Source organism: Algoriphagus sp. AK58 (assembly GCF_014324365.1).
Classification (GTDB): domain Bacteria; phylum Bacteroidota; class Bacteroidia; order Cytophagales; family Cyclobacteriaceae; genus Algoriphagus.
This window is the reverse complement of record NZ_QEIG01000020.1, coordinates 63,517-79,189: the sequence shown is the minus strand read 5'-3', so window position 1 is coordinate 79,189 and position 15,673 is coordinate 63,517. Positions and strand designations below refer to the sequence as shown.

The following is a 15,673-nucleotide window of genomic DNA, read 5'->3' as shown; positions in this document are numbered from 1 at the left end:
CACAGATAGATTTTAACCATTAAGGAAATGAAGAGAATTAAGAATTTCTTTTCTCAAATGGAGAAAATTGGATTAGCTTATAGTTCAAAATTTTCCTCCTCTTAATGTTCTCAATTTCTTAATGGTTTAAAAAAAAAGAGGCCGTTAGGCCCCTTTAGTTTATTTAGCATAAGTCACTCGATAGATGCAGTTGGCCATATCGTCAGAGATGAGCAAGCTGCCATCAGGCAATTCCTGAACGTCCACAGGTCGTCCCCATACATCTTGAGTTGCCGGATTGAGCCAGCCTGAAGCAAACACTTCCTGTCCGGTAACTTTTCCACTGGCATCGATTTTTGCCAAAACGACTTCGTAGCCGGACTTTTTGCTGCGGTTCCAGCTTCCGTGCTTTGCGATGATTGCGTTGTTTTTATAGGTTGTTGGGAACATGCCGCCTTGGTAAAAGCGCATGCCAAGCGGGGCCGTGTGTGCTCCCATTTTTGCCGCAGGAGCCACATAAGCAGAAGCCTCTTTTCCTTTGCTTCCAAATTCCGGATCTTTTACCGTGCCGGCATGCCAATACGGATAGCCGAAGTGTTGGCCTTTGGCAGTAGCTCGATTGAGTTCGCAGTCAGGCACATCATCACCCATCATGTCGCGACCATTGTCTGTAAACCACAGTTCTTTGCTTTGAGGATGCCATGCAAACCCAACTGTATTTCTTACACCACTCGCATATACTTCAGGCTTCGCACCGGGCTTGCTTACATCCAATCGGGTGATGCTCGCGTAAATCGGATTTTCTTTTTCGCAGATATTGCAAGGAGCACCCACTGGCACATAAAGCATTCCATCAGGCCCAAAGGCGATGAATTTCCAGCCGTGATGCCCGTCAGTCGGGTAGCCATCGTAAACGACCTCAAATTTCGGAGTAGTCAGGTTGTTTTTGATGTCTTTGAAGCGAAGGATTCGGTTGACTTCGGCCACATAGAGATCTCCATTTTTGTAAGCCACTCCATTTGGCATTCGGAGACCCTCGGCTAGGATGAATTTGTAATCCGCCTTGCCATCCGCGTTTTCATCAACCAGTGCATAGACATTTTTCTCCTGCCGGTTGCCGACAAAGACAATTCCATTGTCCGAGATGGCCATCGAGCGGGCATTGGGTACATCTGCTGCCCAAACATCGATTTTGAAGCCTGCTGGAAGTTTGATCTGATCGAGTTTGACATCGGCTTTGGCACTTCGGATGTCCTTTTTGTTATTCCCGTTGGAAGTTGACACGGGTGAGAGCTTTCCCTGGCAGCTGGCATTTAAAGAGAGAAATCCCAGTGCAAGGGAGAAAGCAAGAGGTCTGAGGTAATTCATGGGTTTGGGGTTTTTGTAAAAATAAGCTAATACTTCAGAGATTGTTTTGCCAGAGCAAGTGGATAAGCGGGGCAATGGTTATTTTTGCGCCATGTTATCGATTAGCAACCTTTCCTATTTCATCGGCGGACGAGCCCTGTACGAAAATGCCAACCTTCATATTAAGCCCAAAGACAAAATTGGTCTGGTAGGCCAAAATGGTACAGGCAAGTCCACTTTGCTTAAGATCATCAACGGAGACTACCAACCTACCACTGGAGACGTACAAAAAGCAAAAGATTGCACGATCGGATTTTTAAATCAGGATTTACTTTCCTATCAGTCGGATGAAAGCATCTTGAATGTGGCATTGGCTGCTTTCAAAGAAACTTTGGCGCTTCAGGAAGAGATTGATAAGGTGCTCAAGCAGATGGAAACTGATTATTCGGAGGAGGTGATCAATCGATTGGCCTATTTACAGGAGCGATTTGAATCCAATGAAGGCTATACGATCAAAGCCAAAGCTGAAGAGGTGCTGGAAGGAATCGGTTTTCAGACGGCTGATCTCCAAAAGCCACTTCGTCAATTTTCAGGAGGCTGGAGAATGCGGGTGATGCTCGCCAAGTTGCTGTTGGAAAAACCTTCCTTACTGATGTTGGATGAACCGACCAACCACCTGGATTTGCCCTCGATTCAGTGGGTGGAAAATTACCTGAAAAACTATGAAGGAGCGGTCATTGTCGTTTCTCACGATCAGACATTTTTAGATAATTGTATCAGCACCACGGTCGAAGTGGCCAATCAGACACTGACTTCCTATCCGGGCAATTACTCTTTTTATAAGGAGGAAAAGAAGCTTCGCATGGAACTTCAGCAGAATGCCTATGAGAATCAACAGCAGATGATCAAGCAGACCGAGCGGTTTATCGAGCGATTCCGCGCCAAAGCCACCAAATCCAATCAGGTTCAGTCCCGAATCAAAGCTTTGGACCGAATGGAGCGTGTGCATGAGGTCGTCAATGATGAAGCCTTTGTCAATTTCAAATTTAAGTTTTCCCAGAAATCTGGGAGGGATGTGGTGGTTTTGGATCACGTCTCCAAGTCTTATGGAGATCTGGTGATCCTGAAAAATACCACTGCCCGGATCGAACGTGGAGACAAAATCGCACTAATTGGAGCTAACGGGAAAGGGAAATCGACTTTACTGCGAATCATTGCCGGGACCGAGCAAATTCAAGGCAGCAGAACTGAAGGTCATAATGTCATCAAGTCCTTTTTTGCGCAGCATCAGTTGGAGGCTTTGACTTTGGACAATGAGATCATTCAGGAAATGTCCCAAGCGGGGAGCGGAAAAACCGAAATGGAGCTTCGTGGCGTATTGGGCTGCTTTCTGTTTTCCAATGAGGAAGTTTACAAAAAGATCAAAGTATTATCTGGTGGAGAAAAGTCCCGCGTTGCCTTGGCAAAAACCTTGATTTCGGAAGCCAATTTCCTTCTGCTGGACGAACCTACCAACCACCTGGATTTCCAGTCGGTGAATATTTTGATTCAGGCTTTGCAACAGTATGAGGGTACTTTTATCACCGTTTCTCACGACCGACATTTTATCAAAGGTGTGGCGAATAAGATTTGGTATATAGAAAATCAGGAGATCAAAGAGTATCCGGGTACTTACGATGAATATGAATTCTGGAGAAGCCAACAGGCGGAAACTAAGGCGGTAGCCCCAGTGGTTCAAAAAGTGGAGAAAAAGCCTCAGCTTACCCCTAGGAGCTCACCTGAGATCCAGCAAGCTAAACGTGATCTCAAAAAACTAGAGGAGCAATTGGCTAAAGTGGAAAAAGAGATTGAGACCTTGGATTTGCTAAAATCAGAAATTGAGGAAAAAATGGCGGATCCGGAAATTTATTCCGATGAAGAAAAAGCACAAAAAGTTCAGGAGAGCTATCAAAGCCTACAAAGTAACTTATATGAGGCTAATGCCAAGTGGGAAAATCTGGTAGATCAGATTTCAGAATTACAAGAGTTGACAAAATAAAAATCAAGTATTGGCTCAAGAAAAAGAAAATGAAAAGCAACCTATTGGCAGTACTGTTCTTTTTGATGTCTGGCCTATCTCTAGCTCAGGTATTGGAAGACAAAGTGTATTCTGAGCATATTCAATCTGTTCGATTGTTTCCAATGGGGGCATCCCAAGATAGCCCTTTGGATGCTCCGGTAGTTTCCATTTCTGATCCAAGGCCATTGGTTTTACTATTTGATGATTTGGCTTTTGATCCAGAGCTCTATACTACCAAGTTGATTCATTGTGATGCAGACTGGAAAAAGTCAGGATTAAGGGATAATGATTTTTCGGTTGCATTCAACGAATTCAACATCCAGGATTACAATTATTCTGTGAATACCCGGATTCCTTATATCCATTATTATTTTACGCTTCCTAGGGTGACCAAATCAGGGAATTATGTTATTAAGGTTTATAAAAACCGAAATGAAAATGAGGTGATTTTAACCAGGAGATTTATGGTTTATGAGGAGCTGTTTAATGTGGGAGCAAGTGTAGTTCCTCCTACCCAGACTGAAGACAGAAGTGCTTTGCAGCAAATTAATGCCTTGGTTAACTATTCCAAAGTTGAAGTGGTGGACCCCACTACTCAAATCAAATTAGTAATCAGACAAAACCAGCGATGGGATAACGCTAAATTTCTTGGTAAGCCGACATTTATCAACCAAAATACCAAAACCCTTCGGTATGAGCCCTTTCAGGGAGAAAGTACTTTTAGGGCCGGGAATGAATTTCGATTTGTGGATTTACGATTCATTCGAGCTACAGGTGTAAATATCGCTTCTGTGATTGTGGAGGAATCTGTAATCTTAGCGGAGAGTATGATTGATACCCCAAGGCCTGGAGGTCCTTATTCTCAATACCTCGATCTAAATGGGCAATATTTGGTGGTGACAAATGATAGGCCCGGAGGAAATCCTGAAGTTGAAAGTGAGTACATTTACACTACTTTTTATTTAAAGGCCGACCCGGGAAGGGAAGTTAGAATGCTTGGTTCTCTTAGTGGATGGGGAAAAATGCCCGAGGCTAAAATGATCTATGATCCAAAAACAAATCTTTACTCTACCTCTCTCTTACTGAAGCAGGGCTGGTATGACTATCAGTATGGTTTTGTTGGGGAAGGTGGAGAGATTGATACTCAGTCTTTTGAAGGCAGTCATTTTCAGACCGAGAATGAGTATGAAGTTTTGGTGTACTACCGTGCTTTAGGTTCCCGGTATGATCAATTGGTTGGATATGTGTATCTCCACCCCAATCGAAGAAGGATATAAAAAAAATCCCCTGTATGTACAGGGGATTTTCTCTAATGAATTAAAATTCTTCTGAAGCATCCATGTCCTCCTCAGAAGTCGGAGCCACATTTTGTCTGACTCGCTCTGTAGGTTTGTAGGGCACAAATCCTTCTCTTTTGAATTTGTAAGTCGTTGTTCTGTTGCCTGCTGGGTGGTTGGCGAGGTCAAGCATACCAAATCCTTTGTGGGTAAATGCCCCGAGGCCACATTTGAATACGAAATCCTGAACTTCCGGAGCAGCATATAATGTAAAAGGTAAGGTATATCCTCTTACTTCATACTTTACATCCATGTCATACACTGCGTAGATTCTGGCAAATTTCTTTTGCTGTTCTTTCAGCTTGTTGACATAGACCATGTCCGGCACTACTTGGAATTTGTAGAAAGATTCCATTTGCTCAGGAGTGTACCAGCCTGACTTTTCCATTCTTGTCAGGGTAGATTCATATAGCAAATCCGAAAACTCGTCACTGTCAGGATTGATGAATCTTTTTCCCGCTTCCTCATTGAATGCTGGGGTGATAAGCACAAGAGGTGAGATACACACAAACTTGTTAGAAGTTTCCAAAGTTGGTTCTACTTCCAATTCAGTGTATTCGGGTGATAGGATCAAATTGCCCAGTTCGATTTTCGGGGTGGCAAAAACCTGTTCAAGGAGATAATCCATAAATTCTTCACTCTGTGAAGAAAGCACCAAGGTTACAAGGCTTGAATAATAATGCAAGCCACTTCTACTCACTTTAGTCTGACCTTTCAGGCCAGAGAAATTGAAATAGTTGTAGTTGAAGAATTCTTCACGGCCACCTTTTACAATTAACCCCTTAAGGAATTGTGCAAGGATGTACTGATGGTGAAAAGGCAGATAAGAGCCTTTGTTTTTTAGTGAAAATATTAGTCTAACTCTCACGGTGATTAAAAATAAAATGAGACAATTTTTGAATTAAAATACTCTTTAATTTATTGGGTGGATAAGCACCGTAAAACTACAAATATTTTTCAGGAAATGTCAAACATTAAATCTAAAATGCATGATATCACCGTCCTGAACGACATATTCTTTGCCTTCTATTGAAATTTTACCGTTTTCTCTACAACCTGCTTCAGTCTTAAATTGTTGGTAGTCGTTCAATTTTATTACTTCCGCCTTTATAAAACCTCTCTCAAAATCGGTATGAATTACTCCAGCTGCTTGAGGTGCCTTCCAGCCTTTTCGGATAGTCCAGGCTCTCACTTCCTGTACACCTGCAGTGAAATAGGTTATCAGATTTAGTAACGAATACGCGCCTGAAATCAATTTGTTTAAGCCACTTTCCTCTAATCCATATTCGGAAAGGAACATAGCTTTTTCATCGGCATCCTCGAATTCTGCAATTTGAGATTCTATGGCAGCACAAAGAACGATGACATCTGCATTTTCTTCCTTTACTTTCTCCCGAAGCTGATCCACAAATTTGTTTCCGGTCAGGATACTCCCTTCGTCCACATTGGCAACATAAAGTACAGGCTTGATGGTCAACAGGTGTAAATCTCGAACGGCCTCCAGGTCTTCTTTATCTACTTCAATAGCTCGGGCATTGAGTCCCGAGGTTAATCCTTCTTTAAACTGATTTAGAATTTCCAACTCTCGTTTAGCCTTAGCATCACCGGATTTGGCAATTTTCTCGATTCGCGAGATTTTCTTTTCTACCGATTCCAGATCTTTCAATTGAAGCTCTGTATCGATCACTTCTTTATCAAAAATTGGATCTACTCCTCCAGCCACATGGACAATATTGCTGTCTTCAAAGCATCGAATCACGTGGATAATCGCATCTACCTCACGGATATTTGCCAGGAATTTATTTCCCAGACCTTCACCTTTTGAGGCTCCTTTTACCAATCCTGCAATGTCTACAAACTCTATGATAGTAGGGACGACCCGTTGTGGATTAACTAGACTTTCGAGAATTTGGAGTCTCTTGTCAGGAACTGAGACCACTCCCACATTGGGTTCGATGGTGCAAAATGGAAAGTTTGCTGCTTCTGCTTTTGCGCTGGAAAGCGCATTAAACAAAGTGGATTTTCCCACGTTTGGAAGACCCACAATGCCACATTGTAATGCCATTAATTCGTTGCTTTAATTTTAAAGATTCGGTAGGATTTATATCCCTTGTAAAATTCCATCACCGATACTCTGAAAATGGTATATACAGGGATCGCAAATATCATCCCGACAATGCCGGCGATTTTTGCCCCGGCAAAGATAATAACAAATATTTCAAGGGGATGAGCTTTTACGGATTTGGAAAAAATCATAGGCTGAAGAAGTACGTTGTCAGTAATTTGGACTGCCGCAAAAACCGAAATGATTTTGATCAAGAAATAAGTGTACTCTGCATCTGTGGAAAAGGTGCCGGTAGAAATACCTACGATGATTCCAAAAACAGTCCCTAAAATGGGACCGGCATAAGGGATCAAATTTGCAATGGCAGCAAATAGAGCGATGGTAAGAGCATACTCTACACCAGCAAGGGTAAGCCCAAATCCAGCAAGAGAAAAAATGGCCAGAACTTGGATTAGAAGTCCAAAGAGGTAATTGGATAGCAATTTTTCCACCTTTGTAAAAGTTGCTACTGAAAGTTCGAAATAGGCATTTGGAATAAGATTTAACAAATTTCTTCGAAGCAAGCCATTTTCTAAAAGAAGGAAAAAAGTAATAAAAGCCACCGCTAGCGTGCCAATCAGTAGGCTACTGGTAAGTGAAATTAGATTGCTGATAAATCCACCAAAATCAAATTTTTTGATGGTTTCCAGTACAGATTGTTTGATTTCCTCAAAGAGAAAGCCCGGCTTGTTTTCTAGTAATTGATACCTGATCATAAATCGTTCAAGCTTTCCTACAGGTTCTTGGATTTGAAAATAAATGCCTTCTAAATCCAGTTCACTTAATATGATGACCTGCTGGTTAATTAGAGGAAAGAAAACCAGGCTTAGCAGAAAGAGTAAAAAAACGATTGCAGTGTATGAAACCAAAATAGCCAACCACCTGGGAATATGTTGGCCCACCAAATGAAAATCGTTTATTCTATTTGTTAAAGGTCGAAGAAGGGCTGCCAATATTAGAGATATGACCAGGTATAGGGTAATATTAGAAAAATACCAACCGAAAATAAGGAAGGCGGCAAGAAATAGGATTAGATAGATGAAAAACCTTTGCATCGATAGGGATAAAAGAAAAGGAGGCTAATGCCTCCTCAAATATAAGTTGTTAATGTGGTCTTCCGATAGAATTCCAGGTACTTTGCTTATTCCCAGCGAAGTTCATCATTCATTTCATTTTCAGAATCTTCGTTCTCAAACTTCTCAAAATCGAAATCCGGCATAAGGTCATTTTTAATGTGATCTACGGCCTCGTTGAGTGCGTTCACGAACTTAAAAAAATCCTCCTTGTACAGGAAAATCTTGTGCTTTTCATAACTGAAGTTGTCCCCGTTTACCCGGCGTTTACTTTCCGTAATGGTCAAGTAGTAATCATTTCCTCGTGTTGCCTTTATATCAAAAAAGTAAGTTCTTTTTCCTGCCTTCACTTTTTTAGAGAAAATCTCATCTCTATCATATCCTCGGTGATCTTCCACAGTGCTCTCTGATTTGGGGTTGATTTTTTTAAATATTGGACCTAAGATAAAACAAAACCTAGGTAGAATTCAAAAGCTAATTCGACTTTTTTTTGAAGACATGTATAAAAACAGGTATAAAAAGTTAAAAATCAGAAATAAATAAATGCTCGTTAGACAAATTAAAAATCTTCAAGAGCAGTAAAAAAATACCCTTGATGAAATTTTTATGAAAAAGTAGGTGCCAAAGAGGCAAAAAATGAGTGGCATTACTGCCACTCAAAATTATTATTCACCATGTAAGAATGCTTTTTTTGCCAACAATTCTTCTTCGGTTTCACGGTGATCAGGGTCATCTACGCAGCAGTCTACCGGGCATACTGCAGCACATTGTGGCTCCTCGTGGAATCCGTTACATTCCGTGCACTTTGCAGTTACGATGTAATAGAATTCGTCGGAAACAGGAGCTTGCTTTTCAGTTGCGCTCACTACCGTACCATCCTCTAGAGTCACTTCTTTAAGATTGGTACCACCGCCCCAAGTCCATTCTACACCACCTTCATAAATCGCTGTATTTGGGCATTCAGGTTCGCATGCACCACAATTGATGCATTCGTCTGTGATCATTATAGCCATAGGTCTTCAGTTTTGATGTTTCAAAAGTACAATCTCCTCAACATTGAGGCAATAAAAAAGTTGTCATACTAATTAATTTAAATTTATTCCATGCTACAGGTCTTTTTGGATACCTTTGTGCATGAGTTTTATGCTGTCACTTCAGGAGAGAATTAACGCTTTCAGTAAGCTGGGAGATCTTATTTCCAATTTGGGGGAAGAGGAGAAATCCAGCCTGTTCAGGAGATCAGAAAATCAAAATACCTGGTTTATACCCAGATCCTTACAGTCTGCTTTAGAGGGGATTTCCTTTCTTTTGAAATGGGAAAATCTCGAAAAATGGCTTTCTAAATATTCAATTAAGGAAAGTGTAGAACCAAAAGAGGTGGGAATCCTAATGGCTGGAAACATTCCCGGAGTTGGTTTTCACGATTTGCTTTGTGTTTTGATTACGGGACATATTGCCTGTGTGAAGCTTAGCTCTTCGGATTCAGTCTTTTCTAAATGGATAATCGATCAACTGATATTACTAGAGCCGAAATTTTCTCATTTTATCAGGGTAGAAGAAATGCTCAAAGGCAAGGATGCCTACATTGCTACAGGAAGTGACAATTCAGCAAGGTATTTTGAGTATTATTTTGGGAAGTACCCTCATATTATACGGGCAAACCGGACTTCTGTAGCTATCCTTTCAGGAGAAGAAAGTGAGGAAGAATTAAGGAATCTTGGTAATGACATCTTCCAATACTTTGGACTCGGGTGCAGAAATGTGTCAAAAATCTATGTAAAAGATGAAGAGAGCTTAACTCGGCTATTGGATGCTTTGGCTCCGATTTCCTGGGTTGCTACCCATCATAAATACCTGAATAATTACGAATACAATAAATCCATTTACTTGGTAAATGGGGAGAAACATTTGGACAATGGATTTTTGATACTCAAGGAAAGTCAGGAATTGGTGTCTCCGATTGGGGTACTTTTTTATGAGAAGTATGAATCTAAAATGGACTTGGAGGTGAAATTGAAGTCTGTCGAGTCAAAAATTCAATGTGTGGTTGGAGATTCATCCCTTGGTATAAGCGGCATTGTACCTTTTGGACAAGCACAGCTTCCCGGTCCATGGGATTATGCGGATAGAATTGATACTGTTAAATTTTTACTTGATTTAAGCTAAACGTTTTCAGTCTACCCAAATCGGAAGTTCAATACAAAAAACAGAACCTTCCCCTTCCTTGGAGTCAACTTTTAATGTTCCTCCATTTTTTTCAAGGTATTCCTTCACCAACAACATGCCTAGACCTGTTCCGCTTTCATTACTTTGACCTCGGGTAGTAAAGGAAATTCCACCCCGCAATTTTTGGAGATTCTCTTCGGAAATACCCAATCCAAAGTCCTGAACGCAAATTTTATGTTTGGCACCTTCACTTTGGCAAGTGACTTTTACCAGGCCCTGGGGTTTTGAAAATTTGATTGCATTTGAAATCAGGTTTCGAAATATCAGTTCAAGCATATTTTTATCTGCCTTTACCCAGGTGTTTTCAAAACCAAATAGTTCTATTTCAATCAGTTTTTCTTTTGCGATTCGATCCAGCAGGTTTTTCTGGCTAGTGATTAATTTTTGAAGATCAATTTTTTGAAGCTGAAGATATTCTCCCCGTAACTGGGAACTAGTCCAAGCCAATAGATTTTCTAATAGGATTGCTACATGCTCCATGTTTTTGGATACTTCAGGCAGCATGGCAATAAATTCTTCTTCTGAAACCAATCCGGTTTGAGTGAGATGAATTAATTCTTTAACACCGAATACAGGGCCTTTTAAATCGTGGGAAATAATACTGAAAAATTTATCCTTGAGGTCATTAAGTTGCTGTAATTCTGTAGCTTGTTTTTTTAATTTCTCGTTGATTTGAATCTCCTTCGTAATATCATCAAAGAGTAATAAAACTCCTGAAATCAAGGGACCTCCATCTTTTATCGGTACAGATTCTATTTTTATGATGGTCTCACCATTTGGGCCATTGATCCGGCTTTCTCTAGTTGATGGTTCCATTTGATCCAGAAGCCCGAGTATTTCGGGTCTTTCTTTGAAAATGATCTCTGCATGTTGTCCGATGAGTATCTTTTCGGGATGAAGGCAGAATTTTTTTGCGGCCAAATTGAAGTCTGCAATTTTTTTGCGATGGTCAAAAACCAAGACGCCCCGATTCATGACCTCAAGAATTTTGTCTCGAGCTACGGGTTTAAGATTCAGTAGATTAAACTTAAGAATTGCTATAGCTAAAAAGATATAGGTAAACAAAAAAGCGTAGGGGGTCATATCCAATCCCTCATAAGGTCTAAACCAGGAGGTTTGGTAAAGAATGTTGATGAAAAGAGGAAAGAAACCTCCGAGTATCAAAAGACGAGTTTGAAGTTTGAAATGGGAATTGGCAAATTCAAACCTTTTCCAAATCACTATGGTACCAAGAAAATAAAAGGCGTAAGAATAGATAACCTGGACAATGTAAAGTGGTCCTTTTTCTATCCCTAAAAGCGGGAAAGGCCCCTTGGTGATTAACCAATTAGATTTGTAGTGAAGCTGGTGCAGTGGGTTGGTGAGAACAATCAGATAAATGAAGACTGGAAGTATAAAAAGAACTGGGTATAGCCAGGGTTTAGTTTTATCCTCAAATCCGGTGTATTTGAGTGCAAAAATTACCCAGCAAGTAGGTGCCATCACCAATCCGATGTATTCTAGCTTGGTGAAAAATAACATGCTTTGTATTTCAGTCTGGGTAAGTTCTATGCCATAGAAAAATCCCCAAATAGAGAGTGAAAGCATGGTAAAGGCAATCCACTTGACCGATTCCTCCAGCTTCAGTCCAATGTACAAGGAAAATCCTAATACTATAGTGCTGGAAATCAGTAGGGTTATAGCGTAACCGTTTAAAACAATATCCATTTACCTAAAACTATTCCAGAAAATTCTGGAATCGGAGTTATAATTTTACTCTATACTAAGTGAAAATTCTCAACTATAAAAGCTTTGGGTAAGACTCAGTCAAGAAACTTCTTTCAATCATTGCTAACTCCATTCGGTTTGGTTTTGCTTTTGACCCTAGTCACTTTTTGGGTTACATTTTTCACTATTGAACTGAAAAGTGCGAGTCAGATTGAAAAGGCTGTGAAGTTAGTATCATTTTGGCAGGATGGATTTTTCAGTTTGTTGGGCTTCACCTTACAGATGATTATGATATTGGTTTTTGGGTATGCTCTTGCCGTCTATGAACCTGTCAATAAACTGTTAAGAAGCCTTGCAGGCATACCAGATAGCCTAGTTTCGGGCTCAATTTTGGTGGCCTCAATTACCATGATAGCGGGCCTGTTGAATTGGGGTTTTGGGTTGATTATTGGAGCATTGTTAGCGCGGTCGGTTCAAGAATCACTGGTTGCAAAAGGGATTTCTTCCAACTCAGCGCTCCTTGCTGCTGCAGGTTACCTTGGAATGGGAATTTGGCATGGAGGATTGTCAGGATCTGCACCCTTAACCGTGGCAGGGGAGGGGCATTTCCTTCAGGAAAAGATCGGATTGATTTCCGTTTCCAAGACGTTATTTTCATCATTCAATCTTATTACCACTAGTGGATTGTTTTTGGTATTCCTTTTTACAGTCTGGGGCTTGTCAAAAACGGCAAATACTTCTTCAGAGTCCGTTTCGGCTATTCCGATGAAGCCCATCAGTCAAGGGAAAGATCAAAATCTGGCTAGAGTCGTTGGGGTGGTCATGCTAGCAGTTCTCATGTTAGGGGTAGTCTGGGGTCGGGATCAAGGATTGGGAATGATTTCACTCAACTGGGTCAATTTTCTTCTTTTTTCCCTCGTATTGATCGCATTCAGGAGCTGGGACAAGTTTATTTTAGCAGTGGGAGAAGGATTGAAGGCTTCTGTAGATATTCTGGTTCAGTTTCCTTTTTATGCGGGTATTTTAGGTTTGCTCAGTTCTTCTGGAGTTCTTTTACAGCTAGCAGACTACATCCAATCTCTGACCAACCCCGAGTTTTTTCCTTTGATAACATTTTATTCTGCTGCCTTTGTCAATCTTCTCATACCGTCCGGGGGAGGGCAGTGGGCTATTCAAGGTCCTGTGATTTTGGAGGCCGCCAAAGCTTGGGGAATGGATCTTGGCAAGATGACCATGATTTTTTCATACGGGGATCAGATTACCAATTTACTTCAGCCATTTTGGGCCTTACCCTTGTTGTCCATTACCGGAGTTTCAGTGAGAAGACTGTTTCCCTACTGTCTGATTTTGTTCTTATCTGGTTTTGTTTTTTTGACGTTGGCTATTTGGATTTTGTACTGATTTCTTTTTAACTGTTTTAGGGGGCTAAAAAATCGATTAGGAACCTTAAGAAGTGAATGAGAGTTACCTTTTTAGTCGCTTTTTCCTATATTCGCAAGCGAAAAATTGAACCTTTTATCCACCTAAATATCCAAAACGATGGCTTTTGATATCGAGATGATCAAAGAAGTGTATGCCCGGTTTCCGGAGCGTATTTCTGCTGCCCGAAAGGCTGTTGGAAGACCACTTACTTTGACAGAAAAAATTCTTTATTCCCACCTGACAGAAGGAGCTGCTAGTCAAGCTTTTGAAAGAGGGAAATCCTATGTGGATTTCCAGCCGGATCGAGTAGCAATGCAGGATGCAACAGCTCAGATGGCTTTGTTGCAGTTTATGCAGGCTGGCCGTGACAAAGTTGCTGTGCCTTCCACTGTGCACTGTGATCACTTGATCCAGGCTGAGGTAGGGGCTGAAAAGGATTTGAACAAAGCAAAGGATAAAAACAAAGAGGTGTATGATTTCTTGGCCTCTGTGTCCAATAAGTATGGTATCGGCTTCTGGAAACCAGGTGCGGGTATTATTCACCAAGTAGTATTGGAAAACTATGCCTTCCCGGGTGGAATGATGATCGGCACAGACTCTCATACTCCAAATGCGGGTGGTCTTGGAATGATCGCCATCGGTGTTGGTGGTGCGGATGCCTGCGACGTGATGGCAGGATTGCCATGGGAGCTTAAGTTTCCTAAGCTCATCGGCGTAAAATTGACAGGCAAGATGTCTGGCTGGACCTCTGCTAAAGACGTGATTTTAAAAGTAGCCGGTATTCTGACTGTAAAGGGTGGAACCGGTGCCATTGTGGAATATTTCGGAGAAGGTGCTCGTTCGCTCTCTGCCACAGGAAAAGGTACCATCTGTAATATGGGAGCCGAAATCGGGGCTACCACTTCCATCTTTGGATATGATGAGAAATCAGCCGCGTATCTTAAAGGAACAGGCCGTGCTGATATCGCCGATATGGCAGATGCCATCGCAGAGCACCTGACAGGTGATGAAGAAGTGTATGCTAATCCAGAAAAGTACTTCGACCAACTGATCGAAATTAACCTTTCTGAATTAGAACCACACGTCAACGGACCTTTCACTCCGGACTTGGCTTGGCCTATTTCTAAGTTTGCAGCTGCCGTTAGAGAAAATGGATGGCCAGCTAAATTGGATGTTGGTTTGATTGGTTCTTGTACCAACTCATCGTATGAAGATATCTCCAGAGCTGCTTCCCTTGCTCAGCAGGCTGTAGACAAAAGGCTAAATGCAAAATCTGAATATACCATTACTCCAGGTTCTGAGCAGGTTCGCTACACCGTGGAAAGAGACGGGTTCCTGGATACCTTCGGCAAGATGGGAGGGGTTGTTTTGGCTAATGCCTGCGGTCCTTGCATCGGTCAGTGGGCTCGTCATGGTGCTGAAAAGCAAGAAAAAAACTCCATCATTACTTCATTCAACAGAAACTTTGCCAAGCGTGCGGATGGTAACCCAAATACCCACGCTTTCGTGGCTTCACCTGAAATTGTGACCGCTTTGGCCATTGCCGGAGATCTTACATTCAATCCTTTGACGGATACTCTTACTAATGCTGAGGGACATCAAGTGAAGCTTGATGAGCCTAAAGGTTTGGAATTGCCTACCAAAGGATTTGCCGTGGAGGATGCAGGTTATCAAGCTCCGGCAGAGGACGGTTCTTCTGTGCAAGTTTTGGTGAGCCCAACATCTGATAGACTTCAGTTATTGGATTCTTTCCCTGCTTGGGAAGGTACCGATCTCAAGGGGTTGAAACTTTTGATCAAGGCAAAAGGTAAGTGTACCACAGACCATATTTCAATGGCAGGTCCATGGTTGAAATACAGAGGACATTTGGACAACATTTCCAACAACATGTTGATAGGTGCGGTAAATGCATTCAATGACGCGACCAACAAAGTGAAAAACCAATTGACAGGAGAATATGGTGAAGTACCAGCCACCCAGCGTCAATATAAAGCTGCGGGTATTGGTTCTATCGTAGTTGGAGATGAAAACTATGGTGAAGGATCATCCAGAGAGCATGCAGCAATGGAGCCTAGATTCTTGGGCGTAAGAGCAATACTGGTAAAATCATTTGCTCGAATCCATGAGACAAACTTAAAGAAGCAGGGCATGTTGGCATTGACTTTTGCCAATCCGTCTGACTATGATTTGATTCAGGAAGATGATGCCATCGACATTATTGGTTTGACATCATTTGCTCCAGGTAAGCCTTTGCAAATAGTCCTCAACCACAAAGATGGAAGCAGCCATACTATTCATGCTAATCATACCTATAATGAGGGTCAGATCGAATGGTTTAAAGCCGGCAGTGCATTGAATTTGATCAAAGCTAACGCTTAATTTCTTTTGACTAAATTAAAAGGCCGTGGTGAATTTTTCG

At 41.5% G+C, this 15,673-nt stretch carries 12 protein-coding genes; 5 read left to right on the top strand and 7 right to left on the bottom strand.

The genetic code is table 11. The features are described from left to right. Window positions 1–159 precede the first annotated feature (159 nt). Window positions 160–1,347 carry a sorbosone dehydrogenase family protein gene (locus DDT91_RS17265; protein WP_187177443.1) on the bottom strand — a complete coding sequence of 396 codons (1,188 nt, stop codon included), beginning with the start codon at window positions 1,345–1,347 and terminating at the stop codon, window positions 160–162. Window positions 1,348–1,438: 91 nt separating this feature from the next. Here DDT91_RS17265 and DDT91_RS17260 point away from each other — a divergent pair, with 91 nt between their 5' ends. Together DDT91_RS17260 and DDT91_RS17255 are read left to right on the top strand one after the other, a co-directional pair. Next, on the top strand, window positions 1,439–3,364 hold the full coding sequence (locus tag DDT91_RS17260; RefSeq protein WP_187177442.1) for an ABC-F family ATP-binding cassette domain-containing protein: 1,926 nt from the start codon (window positions 1,439–1,441) through the stop codon (window positions 3,362–3,364). 29 nt (window positions 3,365–3,393) lie between these two features. Further along, window positions 3,394–4,662, top strand: a complete 1,269-nt coding sequence (locus tag DDT91_RS17255; RefSeq protein ID WP_187177441.1) for a DUF5103 domain-containing protein — start codon at window positions 3,394–3,396, stop codon at window positions 4,660–4,662. Window positions 4,663–4,702: 40 nt separating this feature from the next. On the opposite strand, the gene cas6 is transcribed toward DDT91_RS17255, so the two are convergent. The 5 genes from cas6 to DDT91_RS17230 all read right to left on the bottom strand — a co-directional run bounded on the left by cas6 (window position 4,703) and on the right by DDT91_RS17230 (window position 8,912). After that, window positions 4,703–5,590, bottom strand: a complete 888-nt coding sequence (gene cas6 / locus DDT91_RS17250) for a CRISPR-associated endoribonuclease Cas6 (RefSeq protein ID WP_187177440.1) — start codon at window positions 5,588–5,590, stop codon at window positions 4,703–4,705. A gap of 99 nt (window positions 5,591–5,689) precedes the next feature. Further along, a complete protein-coding gene (gene ychF, locus DDT91_RS17245) occupies window positions 5,690–6,787 on the bottom strand; it encodes a redox-regulated ATPase YchF (RefSeq protein WP_187177439.1) in 1,098 nt (365 codons plus the stop codon). Further along, window positions 6,787–7,881 carry an AI-2E family transporter gene (locus DDT91_RS17240; RefSeq protein WP_187177438.1) on the bottom strand — a complete coding sequence of 365 codons (1,095 nt, stop codon included), beginning with the start codon at window positions 7,879–7,881 and terminating at the stop codon, window positions 6,787–6,789. Before DDT91_RS17240 ends, ychF begins: the two co-directional genes overlap by 1 nt. Before the next feature lie 86 nt (window positions 7,882–7,967). Then, window positions 7,968–8,297 carry a DUF3276 family protein gene (locus DDT91_RS17235; protein WP_187177437.1) on the bottom strand — a complete coding sequence of 110 codons (330 nt, stop codon included), beginning with the start codon at window positions 8,295–8,297 and terminating at the stop codon, window positions 7,968–7,970. A 267-nt stretch (window positions 8,298–8,564) separates the two neighbouring features. Beyond that, the gene (locus tag DDT91_RS17230; RefSeq protein WP_187177436.1) at window positions 8,565–8,912 is read right to left on the bottom strand and encodes a 4Fe-4S binding protein; all 348 of its coding nucleotides are present in this window, start codon (window positions 8,910–8,912) and stop codon (window positions 8,565–8,567) included. A gap of 121 nt (window positions 8,913–9,033) precedes the next feature. Between DDT91_RS17230 and DDT91_RS17225 the strand changes: the two genes are divergently transcribed. Then, window positions 9,034–10,065: an acyl-CoA reductase gene (locus DDT91_RS17225; RefSeq protein WP_255502172.1), complete on the top strand. Its 1,032-nt coding sequence runs from the start codon at window positions 9,034–9,036 to the stop codon at window positions 10,063–10,065. Window positions 10,066–10,071: 6 nt separating this feature from the next. On the opposite strand, the gene DDT91_RS17220 is transcribed toward DDT91_RS17225, so the two are convergent. Continuing rightward, a complete protein-coding gene (locus DDT91_RS17220; RefSeq protein ID WP_187177435.1) occupies window positions 10,072–11,832 on the bottom strand; it encodes a histidine kinase N-terminal 7TM domain-containing protein in 1,761 nt (586 codons plus the stop codon). Window positions 11,833–11,916: 84 nt separating this feature from the next. Here DDT91_RS17220 and DDT91_RS17215 point away from each other — a divergent pair, with 84 nt between their 5' ends. Further along, window positions 11,917–13,233, top strand: coding sequence for a TIGR00366 family protein (locus tag DDT91_RS17215; RefSeq protein WP_370539336.1), 1,317 nt, complete (start codon window positions 11,917–11,919; stop codon window positions 13,231–13,233). Window positions 13,234–13,371: 138 nt separating this feature from the next. Next, entirely contained in the window at window positions 13,372–15,633 is a 2,262-nt protein-coding gene (locus DDT91_RS17210) for an aconitate hydratase (RefSeq protein ID WP_187177433.1), read from the top strand. The last annotated feature ends 40 nt before the right edge of the window (window positions 15,634–15,673 follow it).